Source organism: Helicobacter sp. 12S02232-10 (assembly GCF_002272895.1).
Taxonomy (GTDB): domain Bacteria; phylum Campylobacterota; class Campylobacteria; order Campylobacterales; family Helicobacteraceae; genus Helicobacter_J.
Genome location: NZ_MLAQ01000004.1, coordinates 117115 through 134247 on the forward strand (window position 1 = coordinate 117115; position 17133 = coordinate 134247).

Consider the following 17133-nt stretch of genomic DNA (forward strand, 5'->3'; position numbering starts at 1 on the left):
GAAGAAATTCATCTTTTAAATTCAAGTTCGATTATTGATTTTTCCAAAATGCCAAAATGCTGCAAAGCCAAGAATAATCAAAGGCATTAAAATTCCAATTTCAGGTAAAAACAATCCACTGATACTTAGTTTTCCAAGAGCGAAAAATAGTCCCCAGATGACAAGTGAAATTACAATAAATTCAAAGCTTAATAAAGCTAAATTGCCATACCTAGCTAAGCTTGGAGTATAATAGGCTATGATCATTGCTGTTAATGGCACAAAGAAGGGGATAAAAATGAAACTGTAAAGCATAGCCCGCACTTTTTCACTCCCTGCGTTTTGATTTTTCAAAATCAATATCGATTGTATTGCATCTACGATTGATACTGAGGGTTTGTTTTGATAAATCGTATCTAGGACTTTTGGACGGAAGCCTTTTAGGATTTTTAATTCTTGAAGATGTTGGATTTCAAGCCCTTTGCTTCCAAGTGGAAAGTTTTGGGGAAGAGTTGCAATACTTGCGTTTTGAAGTACCCAGTAGCCATTTTCAAAATAAGCGGTATCTGCTTGTGTAAAGGAACTTAAAAGATTGTTTTTAAGTTGGAAGACCTTGATATTTTGAGCTTTTTGTAAAATAGGATAAATTTTGCCAAAATAAACATAGTCTTGCCCGTATTTTACTAACAAATCTTCGGTTGTATTTGAAAAATTGCCTTGATAAATAATCGCTTCTGCCTTTTCTTGGGCATATACAAAGGGTGTGGCGTTTAAACCGATATATGCAAGACTAAATAACAGGCTAATGATTAAAATCGGTTTTAGCACGGCTTTTTTAGAAAAACCGATTGCCAGCAGGGCTGTGTATTGGTTGGATTTAATCATACTGATATAGAAAATCACCAATCCTAAAAGCAGGGATATGGGGAGTGTATAATTGAGGGCATAAAGCCCATCATAGACAAAGAATAGAATGGCAAGATTTGCAGAATCGGGAAATTTATCGACATATTTAAGGCTGTCAATACTGATAAAAAACATTTCGAGTGCGCAAAAAATGATTAGAACATATTTCAGATAATAATATCCCACGAATCGAAATACCATCATAAAGCCTTATTTTTGATATTTTTGGTGAAGCGTTCTTGCAGGGAGGTAAAATCTTTGTTTTGTATAAAAAATTTTAAAGCCTGTTTAGAGTGTTCAAGCATTAGGGTTTTGTTTTCGTATTCTTGCGGACTAAAATTTTGCAATACATAATCTATAACAGGAATTTTTGCATTTCTGCCGATACCAAATCGGAGGCGATAATAATCATTTCCATAAAGCGAATCAATGGATTTTAATCCGTTATGCCCGCCACTAGATCCACCCTTTTTGAAGCGTATGCAACCGAGTTGGAGATCAAGATCGTCGTGAATGACAAGCAGGGTATCGATTTTATAAAACTTCATCATAGGGGCAATAGCTTCACCGGAGAGATTCATAAACGTTTGAGGTTTGAGCAAAAAAACATCTTTTGAAGAGTATTTTGCAATTTGAGCATTGAATTTAGAAAAAAAATCAAAATGAATTTGTAAATCTAAGGCAAGAAAATCTAAAATTTCAAAACCGATATTGTGCCTTGTATGTTCGTATTTAGCGCCGGGATTCCCTAGACCGGCAATCAGAAGAGGCGCCATTATTTACTTGGCTTTGATCACGCCCACAACAGCAACGGATGGATTTTCAATAATTTTCACTTTGGAAGTTTCGGCTAAATCTCTGATTAAAACAGAGTCACCTACATCAAGTTTAGACACGTCAATATCATAGCTTGCGGGCAAATTTTCAGGAGCACTTTCTACAGTTATTCGCTTTTTGGAGAGCAATAGAACACCCTTATTTTTTAGACCTACAGGGATTCCACTGATTTTTACAGGGACTTTGTATTTTGAAACAATACCTTTTTGAGCTAAAAGAAGATCAACGTGAACGATATTGCTACTCACGGGGTCTTTTTGATATTCTTGAACAACGACTTCAAGGGTTTGAGAACCGACTTTGACTGGGAAAATCAATGTTGTTTTTGTCTTGAGTGTTTTGATAAAGTCGTTCATTTTAAAAGCGCAATGAATATTTGCAACGCCTTTGCCATAAATATTGGCAATTAGATAACCATCATTCCTTAAGGCTTTGGTATTTGCCTTTGAAATACTCTCTCTAATTATTCCTTCTAGCATTTTAGTCTTTCCTTTATTTATTGTAATTTAAAGCTTTTATTCTATCTAAAAAACCCTTAAAGTTTTTAATAATATGATTAAGTTTTATGCTGAGATGTAGCGCAATAAGTCTTCGAAAGATTTTATAAACGCTTCCATTCCATCTTTCATTAAGGAGTCAGAAAGGGTGGGCATATCAATCCCTGCATTTGTTATTTTTTGCATTTGTTTTTCTATTTCTTCCTTGTCTAAAGGATTTTTCAGAGTATGGGATTTGGTTTGCAAATATGCTTCTATAGAATCTAGTGGTGCAGTGTTGATACAATGGGGCAGTAATAGAGCATCAATATAGTAACTTTTGGGCAATTCTGAAGTTTTTACACCTGTTGAAGCAAAGAGCGTGCGGGTGAAAGGATCATTATTTTCTTCTATGAGACGATAGCATTCCATTGCATTTAAAATGCCTGTTTTTGTTTTTAAATCAGGCGCTTTTTCTTCTAAAACAGAATCAGCGATGCGGTCAAATCTAGATACAAAAACACTGATGACGGCACGATTTTGATTGCAAGAAAAATTTTTGGCATTCTTAAAGATTTCAGAGCAGGTTTTGGCTTGTTTTGGAGAAAATATTAAAGTTGCATTGATTGGAATATTGTTTTTATAAAGTTCGCTCATCACTTCATAACCTGCTTCTGTGGCAGGAATTTTTATCATTACATTTGGAGCATCAAGGGTTTTAAAAAGTCTTTTTCCTTCATCGATGCTTTTTATTGCGTCTTCCCCCAAAAGTGGATCGATTTCAATGCTGATGTAGCCATTGTTTTGATTTGTTTCCCATAAGGGTTTGAGGATGGATGCAGCTTTTTTGATGTCAGTAAGGGCAAGCGATTCATACATATCTTTAGCTTTTTTGCCTTTGAGGGAAATTAGCTGATTTTTATAGGCAGGCGAGGTCACAATAGAGTTTGCAAAAATACTTGGATTGCTTGTGGCTCCATCAATAGAATTATTTTGCAATAAAGTCTTGAATTTATTTTCCAAAAAATCTCTTTCGATAAAATCGCACCACAGACTGAAACCAGCTTTTTTTAGAGTATCCATTAAAACTCCTTGATTTTTTTGGATATTTTAACGGGTTTGGGCTTAAAATTTAAACTTTAGTAAGGCACTCTCTAGCAATTTCTCTATCATCGAAATGATGGCTTTTTTGACCGATGATTTGATAAGTTTCATCGCCTTTTCCTAAGATCAGTAGAATTTCATCATCTAAAAGTTCTTTGATTGCCATTTGAATAGCTTTTTTTCTATCTGGCTCAGTAATTATAGGTCGAGAATGGTCTTTGGGGATTCCTTGAAGAATGTCTTTGATGATTTCATTTGGATCTTCTGAGCGTGGGTTGTCTGAAGTGATGTAAATCTTTTGGGCATAATTATAGGCACATTCACCCATTTTCGGACGCTTGCTTTTATCTCTATCTCCGCCGGCTCCAAAAACTACAGAGATTTTTTTTGATTTAAAGCTTTCAAAAATTTGCTTCATTCCATCATAAGTGTGGGCGAAATCTATGATGATGAGAGGATTTTGTGAAATTACTTCCATTCTGCCACTTACACCTGCAAAGTTTGAGAGATTTTTAGCAATATCTTTTAGGGGAATTTTTGTAAGGCATTTGATGCACGCAAGTGCTGCTAAGATATTGTAAAGATTGTGCAGACCATAAAGAGAGGAATCAATTAAGGTTTCTTCATTTAAGGTCCCTCTCATATCTTCTTTCCAAATTAAATGAGCACTGATACCTTGATTTACACAATAGGCACTGACACTTAAGTTGGTTTTTGAAGTGACTGCGTAACCATAAGCATTTTGGGGGTTAAAGAAAGCTTTAGGTTCGTCGCGATTGATGATTTTGAGTGTCGTATCATTGAAAAAGCTATTTTTAACTCGAATATATTCCTCTAAAGTTTTATGATAATCTAAATGGTCGCTTGTGATATTGGTGAGAATTTTGGCACAAAATTCAAGCCCTGCTATGCGTTCTTGTTCTATGGCGTGGGAGCTGACCTCCATAACAAAGTATTCGCAGTTTAAAGACGCAGCTTTTTCAATGTCTTCATAGAGTTCTAAAATACCAGGCGTTGTAAGCCCTTTTGGCTTGATTTGTTTGTCGTTGGCAAAAAAACCCCTTGTCCCAAGTAAAGCGCACGAATAACCCATATCAAGTAAAATTGAATAAATAATAGCAGCCGTTGTAGTTTTGCCATTGGTGCCTGTAATTCCGATAATTTTAGGCGTGAGTGCGAAGTAGTTTTTTAAATCTTGCACGTTTAAAATATCAAGCCTTTTATCTTCCACTTCATAAGCAAAAGCAACATTTTGTTTTGTGCGCACAAACAAGACATCTGCATCATTTAGAGCATCTCTAGAATCGTCGCTTAAAAAAGAATATTTTTTGTGGTTATAATTAATTTGTTTTTGTATTTTCACTTTGTTTTTCGACCGCCTTTTGGAGAATTTCATTGATCTTTTTATCATAAAGAGTGAAACTACGCATATTTTCAATATAACTGATGGACATTTCATAAAAATCATTTTCTACTAAAAGGTCTAAAAAGTCATAAAAATCATTTTTGCTCGTAAAAATGATTTTAGTGCTAAACATCAAATTTTGAAATATTTCTTTGAAGTTTTTATTTTGGCACATTTGCTTAAAATCCTTATACAAGATTCCATCAATGCTTTCAGCCTTAATGGAATCTTCATCATAAATGAGATTGGACATCTTGTTTAAGTTGGCATCAAAAGACTTGATGATGTCCAAAATTTGTTTTTGCACTTTTGTTCTTGCAGCTCGTGGTTGGGTATTGATGAGATTTTGATAAAGCTCGTAGAAACCATAGGCTTCTCTAGGAAAATCTGTAGCCATATCTGATAATAATAGACCAATTTTGGCATTTAGATCATCTTTGTCTAAAAAAAGTGCTTCGGAGAAAAAAAATAAAGCTTTTTTGTATTCTCCGTTTGCAAAAGCTTTAAAGCCTTTGTAAATAAGGGTTCGTTTTTTAGGATTATTATTGATTTGAAATGCATTTTCCATCAAAATCTCCTTTAAAATCTGGGATAATTTTCTTCTTTTCCATAAGGGATGTTAATAACCTCAAGGTCGGGGTGAATATCTTCTTTTAATTGTTTTTCTATGCCGTATTTTAGAGTGTTTGAACTTGAAGAACAGTTTTTGCAAGCCCCTTCTAGACGAACATATACTTTTGAATTTTTAATTCCAAGTATGGTGATGTCCCCGCCATCAAGTGTAAGGGAAGGACGAATTTTTTGAATGGATTTTTCTACAGGTTTTTTAAGTTCTTCATCACTAAATGGGAACATGGCTTCTCCTTGCAATTAAGCTTGAGATTGTTTTATATCATAAGTTTTTATTTTTTTGCAAATGGAATTTTACAGGATGAATGTGATTTATTGAATAAAATTTTGCAAATTATTCTATAAATCAAGGTATAAAATCTTATATCTATGATGTTTGGTTTGAGAAAAAACTAAGTTTTCTTTATTGAACTTTTTGGTATGATGAATCCAAATTCTGTAAGGTTGGAGACCGACTGTGGAAATCAAAGACATCAATCAGTTTCAAAAAGCAAGTAAAAAAATTCAAAAAGAGAGCTTAAAAATCGGCATTGTGATGCTTTTTGCGATATTTATTTCTATTATCGCACTTTATTTTGGAAATACTTCAAATCCTTTGTTATTAGTTTTTACAACAATTATCGGGGGATATATGGCAATGAGCATTGGTGCAAATGATGTTGCCAATAACGTGGGTCCTGCTGTGGGGTCTAAAGCTATTACACTGATGGGTGCTATTGCCATTGCAGCAGTTTGTGAGGCTGCAGGTGCCATCATAGCTGGCGGGGAGGTTGTAGATACGATTAAATCAGGCATTGTAGAGCCATCTAGCATTGCTGATCCTAAAATTTTTGTAGGCGTAATGATTGCAGCTTTGGTTTCAGGAGCTATATGGGTGCATTTGGCCACAATGGTTGGAGCTCCTGTTTCGACAACGCATTCAATAGTTGGGGGAATTTTAGGGGCAGGGGTTGCTGCGAGCGGTTTAGGCGTGGTAAATTGGGCAGCTTTTGGAAGTATTGTAGCGAGTTGGATCATTTCTCCTTTGATGGGAGCTTTGATTGCAATGATTTTTTTAATGGTCATTAAAAAGACGATTACCTATAAGCAAAATAAAAAGCTCGCTGCCAAAAAAGTCGTGCCGATTCTTATTTTTATAATGACTTGGTCATTTGGATTGTATTTAATTTTAAAAGGATTAAAAAAAGTTTATTCAATTGATTTTTCCCTTGCATTGGGTGCAAGTTTTTTATTGGCTTTGGTTGTGTATGTTATCGTTAAACCGCTTGTGTGCAAAAAGGCTGATACGCTTCAAAATACAAAGGAAGATATCAATGTTCTTTTTACGATTCCCTTAGTTTTTGCAGCTGCTTTATTGAGCTTTGCACACGGGGCAAATGATGTCGCCAATGCAATTGGTCCGTTGGCAGCCATTAATCAGGCGTTGGGTAGTCTTGAAAGCGTTGGAAAGACTGCTAGTGTGCCTTTGTGGATTATGATTGTGGGTGGGCTTGGAATTTCGTTGGGACTTGCACTTTATGGACCCAAATTGATTAAAACTGTTGGGAGCGAGATCACTGAATTAGATAAGATGAGGGCTTTTTGTATTGCAATGTCGGCAGCTTTAACCGTTTTGGCAGCTTCTGGTTTAGGGTTGCCGGTGAGTTCAACACATATTGCTATTGGAGCGGTTTTTGGAGTAGGTTTTTTAAGGGAATATCTCAAGAAAAGATACTATGAAATGCAACAAACTATCATTAGCGCCCATAATGGGAAAGATTCAAAAGCTATCGAGGAATTTTTAAATAAATTTAACAAAGCGAGCGTTAAGAGAAAAGGTGCAATGTTGGAAAGTCTGAAAAAAATGAGTAAAAAATCTCCTTTGCCGAATTTAAATAAAAAAGAAAAAAAATCACTTAAAAAAGTCTATAAAAATGAATTGGTCAAAAGAAGTGCCATCAATAAAATCGTTGCTTCTTGGATCATCACCGTGCCTGTTTCTGCATTGTTGGGAGCTATAGTTTATTTTATCGTGATGGCAGTGGGACCTGAACTTTAAATCGTTAGGATATATTTTTATGCTAAAATATTTCTATAATCCACAAGTAGTATGCGTTTTACGCTCAATTAAGGAGTATTAGTTTGGACCCGTATGAATCGGTTTTGATGTTTATTTTTGCTATATTTTTAGTATTTTTAAATGGTTTTTTTGTTCTTTCTGAATTTGCAATTGTCAAGGTGAGAAAATCTAGACTTGAAGAGTTGTCCAAAACGGGTAGCTTGAATGCGAAGTTGGCTTTAAAGATTTCACATCAGCTTGATACCTATTTAAGTGCTACTCAGCTAGGTATTACGCTTTCGTCTTTGGCGCTTGGTTGGATAGGAGAGCCTGCTGTTGCTAATCTTCTTAGTATTCCTTTTGAAAAGCTTTTTGGAACTAATCCTATTTTGCTCCATACCATTAGCTTTATTGTTGCTTTTACTTTTATTACTCTTTTGCACGTGGTTTTAGGAGAAATTGTTCCAAAGTCAGTTGCGATTGCTAAATCTGAAAAATCTGCACTTTTTGTAGCAAGACCTCTGTATTCTTTTTGGATTGTGTTTTATCCTGTCATCAGACTTTTTGATATTTTGGCCGCATTCTTTTTAAAGAGGATTGGCATAGAGCCTGCTAAAGAAAGTGATAGTGCTCACTCTGAAGAGGAGCTTAAGATTATTGTCGGGGAAAGTTTGAAGGGGGGTGTCATTGATTCTATTGAGGGCGAAATCATCAAAAACGCGGTTGATTTTTCTGATACTATCGCCAAAGAGATTATGACTCCTAGAAAAGATATGATTTGTTTGAATGCTGAGAAAAGTTATGAAGAAAATATTCAGATCGTTATGGAAAGTCGCCATACGCGATACCCTTATTGTGAAGGCAGTAAGGATAATATTATTGGAATGATTCATATTCGTGATTTACTCACAAGTTCGGTTTTTGACTCAAATAAGCACGATCTTAAAGGATTGGTCAGGGAAATGATTATTGTCCCTGAAAGCGCTTCAATTTCGCAGATACTGATCAAAATGAATAAAGAACAAATTCATACTGCCCTTGTGATTGATGAATATGGCGGGACGGCAGGATTGCTTACAATGGAGGATATTATTGAAGAGATTATGGGAGATATTTCTGATGAGCATGATTTAAAAACAGAAGATATGCACCGCATTGATGAAGATACTTACGAATTTGATGGGATGATGGATTTAGAAAGCGTTGAAGAAGCAATGGATATAGAGTTTGATGATGAATGTGAGCAGGTCACAATTGGGGGATATGTTTTTGGTTTGCTTGGGAGGCTCCCAGTCGTTGGTGATCGGGTAAATGACAAATATTGCGAATTTGAGGTTTTAAGTATGGAAGGAGCTAGGATTAAAAAGCTTAAAATGCGTAAAATTTTTAAACAATCTGACATAGAACCTAAGGAAATTTGACACCCTTAGTGTTTGTGTAGAAAATAAAGCCCCACGCAGATGGCAAGGATAGAAACTGAAAAATAAGCCATATCTTGAGATTCTGTTATTCCCATATTTAACACTTTTGAAAAAAATGCCACAATGAGAGCCATTACAATGACTTTTGCCAATTTATCCTTGAGTTGATCAAGCGTATGGATTTCCAAGACTTTTGAACTATTTTCATCCTTAATGGTTATTTTTCGGATAAAAAGTTCATAAAGACCAAAAGAAAAAATTAAAAGAACCACTGCGATCAAATATAAATCAATTGCAGAAACAATTGTATGCAAAAGAACATTATGAATATCAGCTTCTTGTCCAAGCAAACCGAGATAATATCTGTAAGTATTAATAACGGCTTTGATGACATCAATACTTGCTACAATAAATAGCAATACTGCTCCTACCATTGAAAGTACGACTGCAAGAATGATAAAAAGTCTTGAGTTCCAAAGTAGTTTTTCAAACAATTTTTGCAAAAAAACCATAGCCATACCTTTTAAATAAACATTTTATAGAATGATAGCAAAAAATAAGGTTTTGACCCTTCTCCTTGCTTTTGATTTTGCATATTAGGATATAAATCTAAAAGTAAAAGCGTAAAAAGGAAATCAAATGCATAAATCTTTAAACAATGTTTGATTTAATTTTGAAGCATTGGATTATTTTTTATAAAAAGTGTATTATAGTCAGTCAAATTTAGAGTTTAAAATGTTAGGCTGATTGATGAAAAAAATTTTTATACTTTTTCTTTTTTGCATCGGTTCTATCTGCGTATTTGCTCAAGATATTGATCCTGATTCTATTTCTTTGGTCGATAGAAAGATTACTATCAAGCAGGCGTGGGAAAAGGTCTTGAAAAATCACGAGGGAATCAAGTCTGAAGAATTTGGAGTGCAAAGGGCACAAAAGCTAAGCACAGCAACCAAGCTCTCATTTTTGCCCAGTATTGATATTACCGCATTTTATGTGCATATGGCTAAGCCCATTGAGTTGGATTTAATTCAAGATAAAAGTTTGCTCAGTCAGATTTCAGGCGTTCTCCCTCAGTTTTCGGGATTTTTTCAAACTTTGGGTTCGCCCATACCTCTTTCTAAGCAAGACATTGTTATGGGGGCTTTAAACATCGTTTATCCTTTGTATATGGGTGGAGCAAGGATCTATGCAAGTAAAATAGCTGCTTTGAGTGCAAAGGATGCAGATCAGGCCTTGAGACTTAAAAAATTAGCGACTTTTGAGGAGCTTGTCAGGATTTATTATGGTGTGGTTTTAAATCAAGAGGTTGTAAAGGTTTTTGAAGATATACAAAAAGGGCATTATAACCATTACCAAAACGCGATTAAAATGCAAAAGGCGGGACAAATTGCTAGGATCGAAGTTTTGAGCGCTCAAGTAGCTTATGATCGAGCAAAAAATAAAACTAAAGAAGCAAAAGATTCTTTGGATATTGCCTATCTGGCTTTCAATACTATCCTTTCTTCTCAAGATGATCTTTTTCCAAGTTCTAAACTCCTTATAGATAATACCAAGATACTTCCAAATTCGGATTTTTTTGTCAGTGAAACTTTGAATTCTTATCCGGTGTTGAAAACACTTGAGAACAAATCTTTGAGTGCCAAAGAGGTCAAAAAACTTGAAATGGGCAAGTTTTTACCCCAAGTAGGGCTTTTTGGATCTTATTTAATGAAAAGTCCGGATTCTATCTTGAATAGAATGATCCCGAATTGGTATGTCGGAATAGGGGCAAGATTGCCTTTAATCACGCCTGAAGGGAGGATTCAGAAGTATCAGGCTGCAAAACTTGCCGAACTCCAAGTCGACGCCTTAAAAGTTCAAGCTCAAAAAGATATGGAGCTTTTGGTTCGCAAAACTTATAAGCAAGTGATTGCAGCAGCTGAGGAATATGAAAGTTTAAATTCAGGCATAGAGCTTGCCAGAGAAAATCTGAAGCTTCAAGAGCAAGCATTTAAGCACGGAATGGGAACTAGTGCGCAGGTTATAGATGCTAGAAATGCTCTTTCAAGTGTTTTGATCGAACAAAAAACTATTACTTATAGATACATTACTTCTTTGGCAAATTTGATGGCCTTGAGTAATCATTTAGATATGTTTTATGATTATCAGAATTGAGGAGTAAGGAGTGAGATGAAAAAAAATATTCAGATTTTATTGGTTGGGATTTTTGGGCTTGGTATTTTAATATGGCTAGGAATTACGTTTTATCTTGCCTATAAGCCTAAACCCCAGATTTTGCAAGGACAAATCGGGGCTAGAGAATATAGCGTGAGTTCCAAGCTTGCAGGCAGAATAGACCAAGTCTTTGTAAAAAAGGGGGACAAGGTTAAAAAAGGGGATTTGATTTATACTATTAAAAGCCCTGAACTTGAAGCAAAACTCACTCAAGCAGAAGCCGGTTATGAGGCTGCAAAGGCTGTGAGCGATGAGACTCAAAAAGGCGCAAGGGTAGAAACTATTGTTTCTGCTAGGGATTTATGGGAGAGTTCAAAGGCTATGGCAGATTTGGCGGAAAAAACTTACAAGAGGATTCAAGGGCTTTATGACAATGGCGTGGCAAGTTTGCAAAGAAGAGATGAAGCATACGCCGCTTACAAAAGTGCCAAATACAATGAAAGCACCGCTTACCAGCAATATAAGATTGCTTTAGATGGAGCAAGCGCAGAGACCAAAAAAGCTGCAGCAGAGAAAGAGAGAGCTGCTGAGGGGCAAGTGAATGAGGTAAAAGCTTACATTAAAGATGTGGAAGCATATTCACCAATTGATGGAGAAGTCAGTAATATTTTGCTTTATAGTGGGGAGCTTAGTCCTAGCGGATTTCCAGTTGTGCTTGTAGTAGATATAAAAGATGCTTGGCTTAAACTCAGTATTCCGGAATCGTATCTTGAAAACTTTCAAGTGGGACAAAAATTTCAGGGCTATATACCCGCTTTGGGAAAAAATGTTAATTTTAAGGTCAATTATGTTTCTGTTATGGGTGATTTTGCAACTTGGAAAGCAACCTCAAGCACTGAGAGTTATGATATGAAGAGTTTTGAAATTGAGGCCAAACCCATAGGAGAGATCGAAGGATTACGGGTTGGAATGAGTGTAGTTGTCAAGTTAGAAGAGAAATGAATAGTTTTAAAAAACAGATCCAATCTTTGTGGCACAATAAGTTCTTGGGGATAATTTGTTTTGTTTTACCATTGTTTTTAGGGTTTTTAGTCTATAGTATTTTTTATATGGAGCTTCCTAAAAAACTCCCCATTGGGATAGTTGATCAAGATAAAAGCACTTTGAGTGCAGAGATAAAATTTAGTCTCAATGCAACCTCTACACTAAACATTGTCCGAGTTTATAATTCTTTACGTGGGGCAAAAAGCGATTTGAGCAGTGGTAAAATTTATGCTCTTGTAGTCATTCCTGAAGGATTGGAACGCAATACGAAAATAGATGTTAAGACAAAAATTCCTTTTTATTATAATGCTCAATTTGTATTGATTGGAAAATCAATAGATAGTGCTTTTTTGCAAGTGATTGCAACTATAAATGCCAAAATGAATGTTGCAAAGGGATTGGCAAAGAAATCTAATTTAAATAGTGCGAAATCTTTAGCGATGCCTATTGTTTCTAAAATTCACGCGCTTTATAATCCCAATAATAGCTATGCGCAGTTTTTACTGACATTAATTTTACCTTGTATGTGGCAGATTTTGGCAGCTTTGGGGATGCTTAACTTATTGGAAAAGGCTTCTGGGATTAAGGATGTGATTGCTGGATTTGTAATAAATGTCGTTATCTTTTCATTATGGGGAATTGGAATGCTGAAGTCTTTTCAGGCTTTGGGTTATGCTTTGAATGGGGATTATAATATTTTATTTTTAGGGATTTTAATGATGACAGGAGGCATCAGTGGTATGGTGATTTGCTTCCAATCGATTTTGCGTGATTGCACAAAAACCGTTAGTGTTATTGCAGCTTATACTGCTCCAAGTTTGGCATTTGCAGGGATTACTTATCCTCAGAGTAGTATGGATGGGTTTGCATTGTTTTGGAGCCATATTTTACCGATTTCATATTTTATGAAGCTTTATTTGCAGCAGGCTAATTATGGGCTTGATGCTGCATATAGTTTAAAAATTATTGTGCAGATGTTGCCATTTTTACTCTTTTTCCCTTTGGGATTATTGATCTATCGTTTGAGGGCGGGAAAATGAGTTTTTTAAGGGTTCTACTTGAAGAGTTTAGGGCAATATTTACAAATATTTCCGTTGTTTTTGTCGTAGTGGTGGGTTCGCTTTTATATGCTTTTTTGTATCCTTCCCCTTATAAAAACGATATTGTGGATTCTCAAAAAATTGCCGTTGTTGATCTAGATAATAGCTCTTTGTCTAAAGAGTTGATTTTTTTAGTTCATTCAACCCCGCAAGTTGATGTTGATTATGTACTTTTTTCAATGAAAAAGGCAAAAGAGCTTTTGGAAAAAGGGGAAATTTATGGAATTTTGGAGATCCCTAATGGGTTTGAGTCTGATGTATATAGAGGTATTCCAAGTAATTTGAGTTATTTTGCCAATGCATCGTATTTTTTGATTTATGGAGCTGTGATTGATGGGATTATTCGGGCTACAGGGGAGCTTTCTGATAAAATCAAACTTTGGAGAGTTTTTTTAGAAGGAGGTAGCAAGGTTAAGGATACGAATTTGATTGAGAGAGATTCCATTCCTTTGTTTAATCCAAGTGTGGGTTATATAAATTATGCTTTGGCAGCTATTTTAGTTTTTATTTTGCATCAAACAATGATTGCAGGAGCTGGGATACTGGGTGCAACTCAAAATCAAAAGAATCTTGCAGGCATTCAAGGATATTGGAATAGGGCTTCTGCTTTAAAGCTTGTGTTAGCTAGAGTATGTGCTTTTTCTATGATTTATATTGTGTTTTTTTTATTTTATTTTGGATTTTTGTTCCAAATGTATGGAATCCACATTGGCGCAGATATCGTTTCGTATTGGTGCTTTGCTTTGGTATTTATTTTTTGTTGCGCTAGCTTTGGTGTTTTGCTTGGATTGCTTGTAAAAAAACCTGCGATTCCCACGCAAATCATTTTGATTTCTTCTTTACCTTTGATTTTTATGATGGGTTTTATTTGGCCTGTTGAGTTGCTTCCAAGCTTTATAGTTGGATTTGTTCATTTTATTCCAGCTTTTCATGGTATCAATGCTTTTGTAAGAATGAACCAAATGGGGGCGGATCTGTCTTTAGTAATGGATCATTTTTATTGGTTGCTAGGGTTGTGCATTTGTTCCATTATTTTATGTGTGGGGATTATAACCAACAGAAGAAAAGCGGAGTATTTGCGTGGATAGAAAAATAGTTTTGAATGCATTGAAGGATGCTTTTCCACATACGCTTCCTATTATGCTGGGTTATCTTTTTATGGGAGTGGCTTTTGGGGTGTTGCTACAGAAAAATGGCTATGATTTTGTTTGGGCATTTTTTATGGCAACATTTATTTATGCTGGTGCGATGCAATTTGTGGCTGTGGGTTTATTGGCCGCAGGAACAGGGATTTGGAGCGTATTTTTATTGTCTTTGATGGTGAATGCGAGGCAGATATTTTATGGAGTGGGTATGTTGGGCGCATTTGCTAAGATGGGAAAGAAGTTGCCATATATGATCCATTCGCTTACTGATGAAACTTTTGCACTTTTAAATATTAAAAAACCTTCTGCAGGAATTGATAAAACTTATTTTATGTTTTTTATCGCACTTTTAAATCACATCTATTGGATTATCGGGTGTGTTAGTGGGGCATTGATAGGCTCTAAAATCGTTTTTGATACACAGGGTATCGACTTTATTATGACAGCTATTTTTATCGTGATATTTATTGATCAATGGAAAGCAACTTCCAATCATATTCCTGCAATTATAGGTATTTTTGGAAGTCTTGGCTGTTTGCTTTTGTTTGGAGCGGATTATTTTTTACTTCCCTCAATGATTTTAATGACTTTTATTTTAGGTTTGTTGAAAAATAAATTGGAGTAATATGAATGATGCATTCAATTGTTATGGTGTTGGTGATTGCCTTAGCGACTATTTTGACACGTGCTTTGCCTTTTGTAATTTTTAATTCTAAGCGACGCGCACCTGATTTTTTGCTTTATTTAGGAAAGGTTTTACCTGGGGCGATTGTGGGGATGTTGATTGTGTATTGTTTGAAGAAAACAGATATTGCAAGTATCCCTTATGGATTGAATGAGATAGCAGCTTTCTTATGCGTTGCACTTTTGCAGTGTTTATTTAAAATGTCTATTTTAAGCATTGTGGCAGGGACGCTTTTATATATGTATTTGGTTCAGAGTGCTGTACTTGAGAAGCTTTTGACATAATTTTATTTGAGAATATATACAGTATGCTTCTCATTGAATTTTATTGACAATTACAGCAGCAATTGCAAATCCTCCATCGTGACTAATACTTAGATCAATGGATTTGATTTGAAAAGCATTGTTTTTGCTGGGTTCAAGCTTGATGATAGGGGCATTTTTAGGTGTTTTTGATAAATGAATGTCAAAAAACCTGAGTTCATCGCTTATTCCTACGCCCAAAGCTTTGGAACAAGCTTCTTTTGCAGCCCAAAAACCTGCTACACTAGAAGATTTAAAGCCTGATGAGGTTCTTAAAAGATTAATTTCTTCTGATGAAAGAAATTTTTTCAAAAAATCCTCGCCGTATTTTTGAAGATTTTTTTCAATACGGCAAATGGAGACGATATCAATTCCAATCATTGGATCACAAAATCTGTAAAAAAGACATTTTTGATATACCCGTCTATTAAAAAATCATTAATGCGACTTGCGATTTCATCTTTTAATCTGTCTTTACCTTTTGTGGTTGCGATCTCTTCAATGGATTTTGATGAGAGGATCTCAATGATAGTGTCTTGAATGATGGTGGCTTTAGCATTGATTTCGTTTTGAAGCTTTTGATTGCTGAGTTCGAGCGTAATGGAGGCTTTAAGGTATCTTCTGCCACTTTGGGTTACGAGATTAACTATAAATGGCTGAGGAATCGCATAAAGAGGTCCTATATTCATATAGTCAGATTGCCTAGAGGTCGAACTTAAAGATTTTTTCTGAATATTTTGAGGTGCTGGTGTTGATTGGGGTGATTGCTCTTGAGAATCTTCATTGCCCCCGCTAAGCATAGCCATAGCTACAATCCCTCCTATGATTATCATAAGAATGACGACTCCAATAATGATAAAAAGTAGTGTTTTACTTTTCTTTTGAGTCTGTTGCTCAGTATTTTCTTTTTCTTCAGCCATTGGTTTCCTTTATATTTTGAGATAAGGCGTAATAACTCAATGAGCTTTTGCCAAATTTTTTTTGTCTTATTATACTAAAATGCGCAATATTTTCAGGTAATTTATAATTGCTTAAATGCTCAAAAATAACTAAAAATAAGTTTGAATTTAAAATTGACTGCAATAATGAAACGCATTTTTCATAAATGTCTGCGCAGTTTTCTCTGGTATTAAATGGGGGATCAAGGTAGATGATTTTTTTAGTATCGTTTTTTTTGATGGCTTGAGGAAGCAACTCAAATGTATCTCCCAAGAAACTTTTGGCAATAATAGAGGGATCTTTTGAGTAAAACTGGGAAATATTTTTTTTTAGCACTTGAAAGGAATTTGGATTTTGCTCAAAAAATAAAGCTTCGTTTGCGCCTCTGCTTAAGGCTTCCAATCCGATTGAACCAATTCCTGCGAAAGCTTCGATAAAGCAGCTCCCAACAATATCTTGTCCAAGGACGTTAAATAAGGATTCTTTAAGAATGGATTTACTTGAACGCGTGATTGTGGAAGGAGGCATTTCTAAATGAGTCCCTTTGAATTTGCCTGCGATGATTTTGATTGTGGATTTATTTTTCATGCTTTTTTAAAGTTTGATAGATTTTTCTTGAAAACTCTTCCAAAATGGAATCAATTTGCATTTTTAATTCTGGATTTTCAAGCAAGTTGTTTGGCATAGGATTGGCAGTAATTTTGGCAGCTTTGATTTTTGAATAGTAGAAATTTTGCAGATCTTTCAAAAGACTTGTTTGCGTGAATGGTTTTTTAATGTCAGCTTTTTGTGAGGAATCGATAAGACAAATAGGTTTATCAGTCTTTAGTCTTATATCAGAGATGATAAAATCACAATCTTCAAAATTGCTTAGATTATCTTTAAGATAGCGTCTTAGTGCCTCTTGAAGAAGTGTTGATTGACACATAATTGAAATTTTCACAATAAACTCCGAAAACATTTTAAGT

Annotated in this window: 20 protein-coding genes; 8 read left to right on the plus strand and 12 right to left on the minus strand. The window is 35.2% G+C overall.

Annotated features, from left to right (window positions below; translation table 11 throughout):
- Positions 1–21 precede the first annotated feature (21 nt).
- From BKH41_RS04650 to BKH41_RS04680, 7 genes are all read right to left on the minus strand, one after another.
- On the minus strand, positions 22–1089 hold the full coding sequence (locus BKH41_RS04650; RefSeq protein ID WP_095297464.1) for an LptF/LptG family permease: 1068 nt from the start codon (positions 1087–1089) through the stop codon (positions 22–24).
- Complete coding sequence (gene pth / locus BKH41_RS04655; RefSeq protein WP_095297466.1) at positions 1086–1661, minus strand: aminoacyl-tRNA hydrolase; 576 nt, start codon at positions 1659–1661, stop codon at positions 1086–1088. The genes BKH41_RS04650 and pth overlap by 4 nt, the downstream gene beginning before the upstream one ends.
- A gap of 3 nt (positions 1662–1664) precedes the next feature.
- Complete coding sequence (locus tag BKH41_RS04660; protein WP_095297468.1) at positions 1665–2201, minus strand: 50S ribosomal protein L25/general stress protein Ctc; 537 nt, start codon at positions 2199–2201, stop codon at positions 1665–1667.
- 84 nt (positions 2202–2285) lie between these two features.
- Positions 2286–3281, minus strand: coding sequence for a transaldolase (locus BKH41_RS04665; protein WP_095297470.1), 996 nt, complete (start codon positions 3279–3281; stop codon positions 2286–2288).
- 49 nt (positions 3282–3330) lie between these two features.
- Positions 3331–4665: a UDP-N-acetylmuramoyl-L-alanyl-D-glutamate--2,6-diaminopimelate ligase gene (locus BKH41_RS04670; protein WP_095297472.1), complete on the minus strand. Its 1335-nt coding sequence runs from the start codon at positions 4663–4665 to the stop codon at positions 3331–3333.
- Complete coding sequence (locus BKH41_RS04675; protein WP_095297474.1) at positions 4643–5275, minus strand: histidine kinase; 633 nt, start codon at positions 5273–5275, stop codon at positions 4643–4645. The genes BKH41_RS04670 and BKH41_RS04675 overlap by 23 nt, the downstream gene beginning before the upstream one ends.
- 11 nt (positions 5276–5286) lie before the next feature.
- Positions 5287–5562: a NifU family protein gene (locus tag BKH41_RS04680; protein ID WP_095297476.1), complete on the minus strand. Its 276-nt coding sequence runs from the start codon at positions 5560–5562 to the stop codon at positions 5287–5289.
- A 232-nt stretch (positions 5563–5794) separates the two neighbouring features.
- Here BKH41_RS04680 and BKH41_RS04685 point away from each other — a divergent pair, with 232 nt between their 5' ends.
- Both BKH41_RS04685 and BKH41_RS04690 read left to right on the plus strand, forming a co-directional pair.
- Positions 5795–7375 (plus strand): inorganic phosphate transporter, encoded by a 1581-nt coding sequence (locus BKH41_RS04685; RefSeq protein WP_095297478.1) that lies wholly within the window; start codon positions 5795–5797, stop codon positions 7373–7375.
- A 107-nt stretch (positions 7376–7482) separates the two neighbouring features.
- Positions 7483–8796, plus strand: coding sequence for a hemolysin family protein (locus BKH41_RS04690; RefSeq protein ID WP_095297480.1), 1314 nt, complete (start codon positions 7483–7485; stop codon positions 8794–8796).
- Between the two features lie 5 nt (positions 8797–8801).
- Here the strand turns inward: BKH41_RS04690 and BKH41_RS04695 are convergent, their stop codons facing one another.
- Entirely contained in the window at positions 8802–9308 is a 507-nt protein-coding gene (locus BKH41_RS04695; protein WP_095297482.1) for a YqhA family protein, read from the minus strand.
- Between the two features lie 238 nt (positions 9309–9546).
- Between BKH41_RS04695 and BKH41_RS04700 the strand changes: the two genes are divergently transcribed.
- Genes BKH41_RS04700 through BKH41_RS04725 form a run of 6 tightly spaced genes read left to right on the plus strand, consistent with a single transcriptional unit; the run spans position 9547 to position 15208 of the window.
- Positions 9547–10950: a TolC family protein gene (locus tag BKH41_RS04700; RefSeq protein ID WP_095297484.1), complete on the plus strand. Its 1404-nt coding sequence runs from the start codon at positions 9547–9549 to the stop codon at positions 10948–10950.
- A 15-nt stretch (positions 10951–10965) separates the two neighbouring features.
- Positions 10966–11952, plus strand: coding sequence for an efflux RND transporter periplasmic adaptor subunit (locus BKH41_RS04705; RefSeq protein ID WP_095297486.1), 987 nt, complete (start codon positions 10966–10968; stop codon positions 11950–11952).
- Complete coding sequence (locus tag BKH41_RS04710; protein WP_095297488.1) at positions 11949–13034, plus strand: ABC transporter permease; 1086 nt, start codon at positions 11949–11951, stop codon at positions 13032–13034. Before BKH41_RS04705 ends, BKH41_RS04710 begins: the two co-directional genes overlap by 4 nt.
- Positions 13031–14182, plus strand: coding sequence for an ABC transporter permease (locus BKH41_RS04715; RefSeq protein WP_095297490.1), 1152 nt, complete (start codon positions 13031–13033; stop codon positions 14180–14182). The genes BKH41_RS04710 and BKH41_RS04715 overlap by 4 nt, the downstream gene beginning before the upstream one ends.
- 52 nt (positions 14183–14234) lie before the next feature.
- A complete protein-coding gene (locus tag BKH41_RS04720; RefSeq protein ID WP_095297582.1) occupies positions 14235–14864 on the plus strand; it encodes an AzlC family ABC transporter permease in 630 nt (209 codons plus the stop codon).
- A gap of 5 nt (positions 14865–14869) precedes the next feature.
- Positions 14870–15208, plus strand: a complete 339-nt coding sequence (locus tag BKH41_RS04725) for an AzlD domain-containing protein (protein ID WP_257875405.1) — start codon at positions 14870–14872, stop codon at positions 15206–15208.
- A gap of 30 nt (positions 15209–15238) precedes the next feature.
- On the opposite strand, the gene acpS is transcribed toward BKH41_RS04725, so the two are convergent.
- From acpS to BKH41_RS04745, 4 genes are read right to left on the minus strand one after another with little or no spacing between them, the layout of a single operon-like run.
- Positions 15239–15607, minus strand: a complete 369-nt coding sequence (acpS, locus tag BKH41_RS04730) for a holo-ACP synthase (protein WP_095297492.1) — start codon at positions 15605–15607, stop codon at positions 15239–15241.
- Positions 15604–16146 (minus strand): flagellar basal body-associated protein FliL, encoded by a 543-nt coding sequence (gene fliL / locus BKH41_RS04735; RefSeq protein ID WP_095297494.1) that lies wholly within the window; start codon positions 16144–16146, stop codon positions 15604–15606. Before fliL ends, acpS begins: the two co-directional genes overlap by 4 nt.
- Entirely contained in the window at positions 16139–16753 is a 615-nt protein-coding gene (gene rsmD, locus BKH41_RS04740) for a 16S rRNA (guanine(966)-N(2))-methyltransferase RsmD (RefSeq protein WP_095297496.1), read from the minus strand. The genes fliL and rsmD overlap by 8 nt, the downstream gene beginning before the upstream one ends.
- A complete protein-coding gene (locus BKH41_RS04745) occupies positions 16743–17108 on the minus strand; it encodes a hypothetical protein (protein WP_095297498.1) in 366 nt (121 codons plus the stop codon). Before BKH41_RS04745 ends, rsmD begins: the two co-directional genes overlap by 11 nt.
- Positions 17109–17133: the final 25 nt, after the last annotated feature.

Bases quoted from the DNA above. Each gene is read 5' to 3' on its own strand.
- BKH41_RS04650 (WP_095297464.1), bottom strand. From the start codon at position 1,089: ATGATGGTATTTCGATTCGTGGGATATTATTATCTGAAATATGTTCTA.
- pth (WP_095297466.1), bottom strand. From the start codon at position 1,661: ATGGCGCCTCTTCTGATTGCCGGTCTAGGGAATCCCGGCGCTAAATAC.
- BKH41_RS04660 (WP_095297468.1), bottom strand. From the start codon at position 2,201: ATGCTAGAAGGAATAATTAGAGAGAGTATTTCAAAGGCAAATACCAAA.
- BKH41_RS04665 (WP_095297470.1), bottom strand. From the start codon at position 3,281: ATGGATACTCTAAAAAAAGCTGGTTTCAGTCTGTGGTGCGATTTTATC.
- BKH41_RS04675 (WP_095297474.1), bottom strand. From the start codon at position 5,275: ATGGAAAATGCATTTCAAATCAATAATAATCCTAAAAAACGAACCCTT.
- BKH41_RS04680 (WP_095297476.1), bottom strand. From the start codon at position 5,562: ATGTTCCCATTTAGTGATGAAGAACTTAAAAAACCTGTAGAAAAATCC.
- BKH41_RS04690 (WP_095297480.1), top strand. From the start codon at position 7,483: ATGTTTATTTTTGCTATATTTTTAGTATTTTTAAATGGTTTTTTTGTT.
- BKH41_RS04695 (WP_095297482.1), bottom strand. From the start codon at position 9,308: ATGGTTTTTTTGCAAAAATTGTTTGAAAAACTACTTTGGAACTCAAGA.
- BKH41_RS04700 (WP_095297484.1), top strand. From the start codon at position 9,547: ATGAAAAAAATTTTTATACTTTTTCTTTTTTGCATCGGTTCTATCTGC.
- BKH41_RS04705 (WP_095297486.1), top strand. From the start codon at position 10,966: ATGAAAAAAAATATTCAGATTTTATTGGTTGGGATTTTTGGGCTTGGT.
- BKH41_RS04710 (WP_095297488.1), top strand. From the start codon at position 11,949: ATGAATAGTTTTAAAAAACAGATCCAATCTTTGTGGCACAATAAGTTC.
- BKH41_RS04715 (WP_095297490.1), top strand. From the start codon at position 13,031: ATGAGTTTTTTAAGGGTTCTACTTGAAGAGTTTAGGGCAATATTTACA.
- BKH41_RS04720 (WP_095297582.1), top strand. From the start codon at position 14,235: ATGCTGGGTTATCTTTTTATGGGAGTGGCTTTTGGGGTGTTGCTACAG.
- BKH41_RS04725 (WP_257875405.1), top strand. From the start codon at position 14,870: ATGATGCATTCAATTGTTATGGTGTTGGTGATTGCCTTAGCGACTATT.
- acpS (WP_095297492.1), bottom strand. From the start codon at position 15,607: ATGATTGGAATTGATATCGTCTCCATTTGCCGTATTGAAAAAAATCTT.
- fliL (WP_095297494.1), bottom strand. From the start codon at position 16,146: ATGGCTGAAGAAAAAGAAAATACTGAGCAACAGACTCAAAAGAAAAGT.
- rsmD (WP_095297496.1), bottom strand. From the start codon at position 16,753: ATGAAAAATAAATCCACAATCAAAATCATCGCAGGCAAATTCAAAGGG.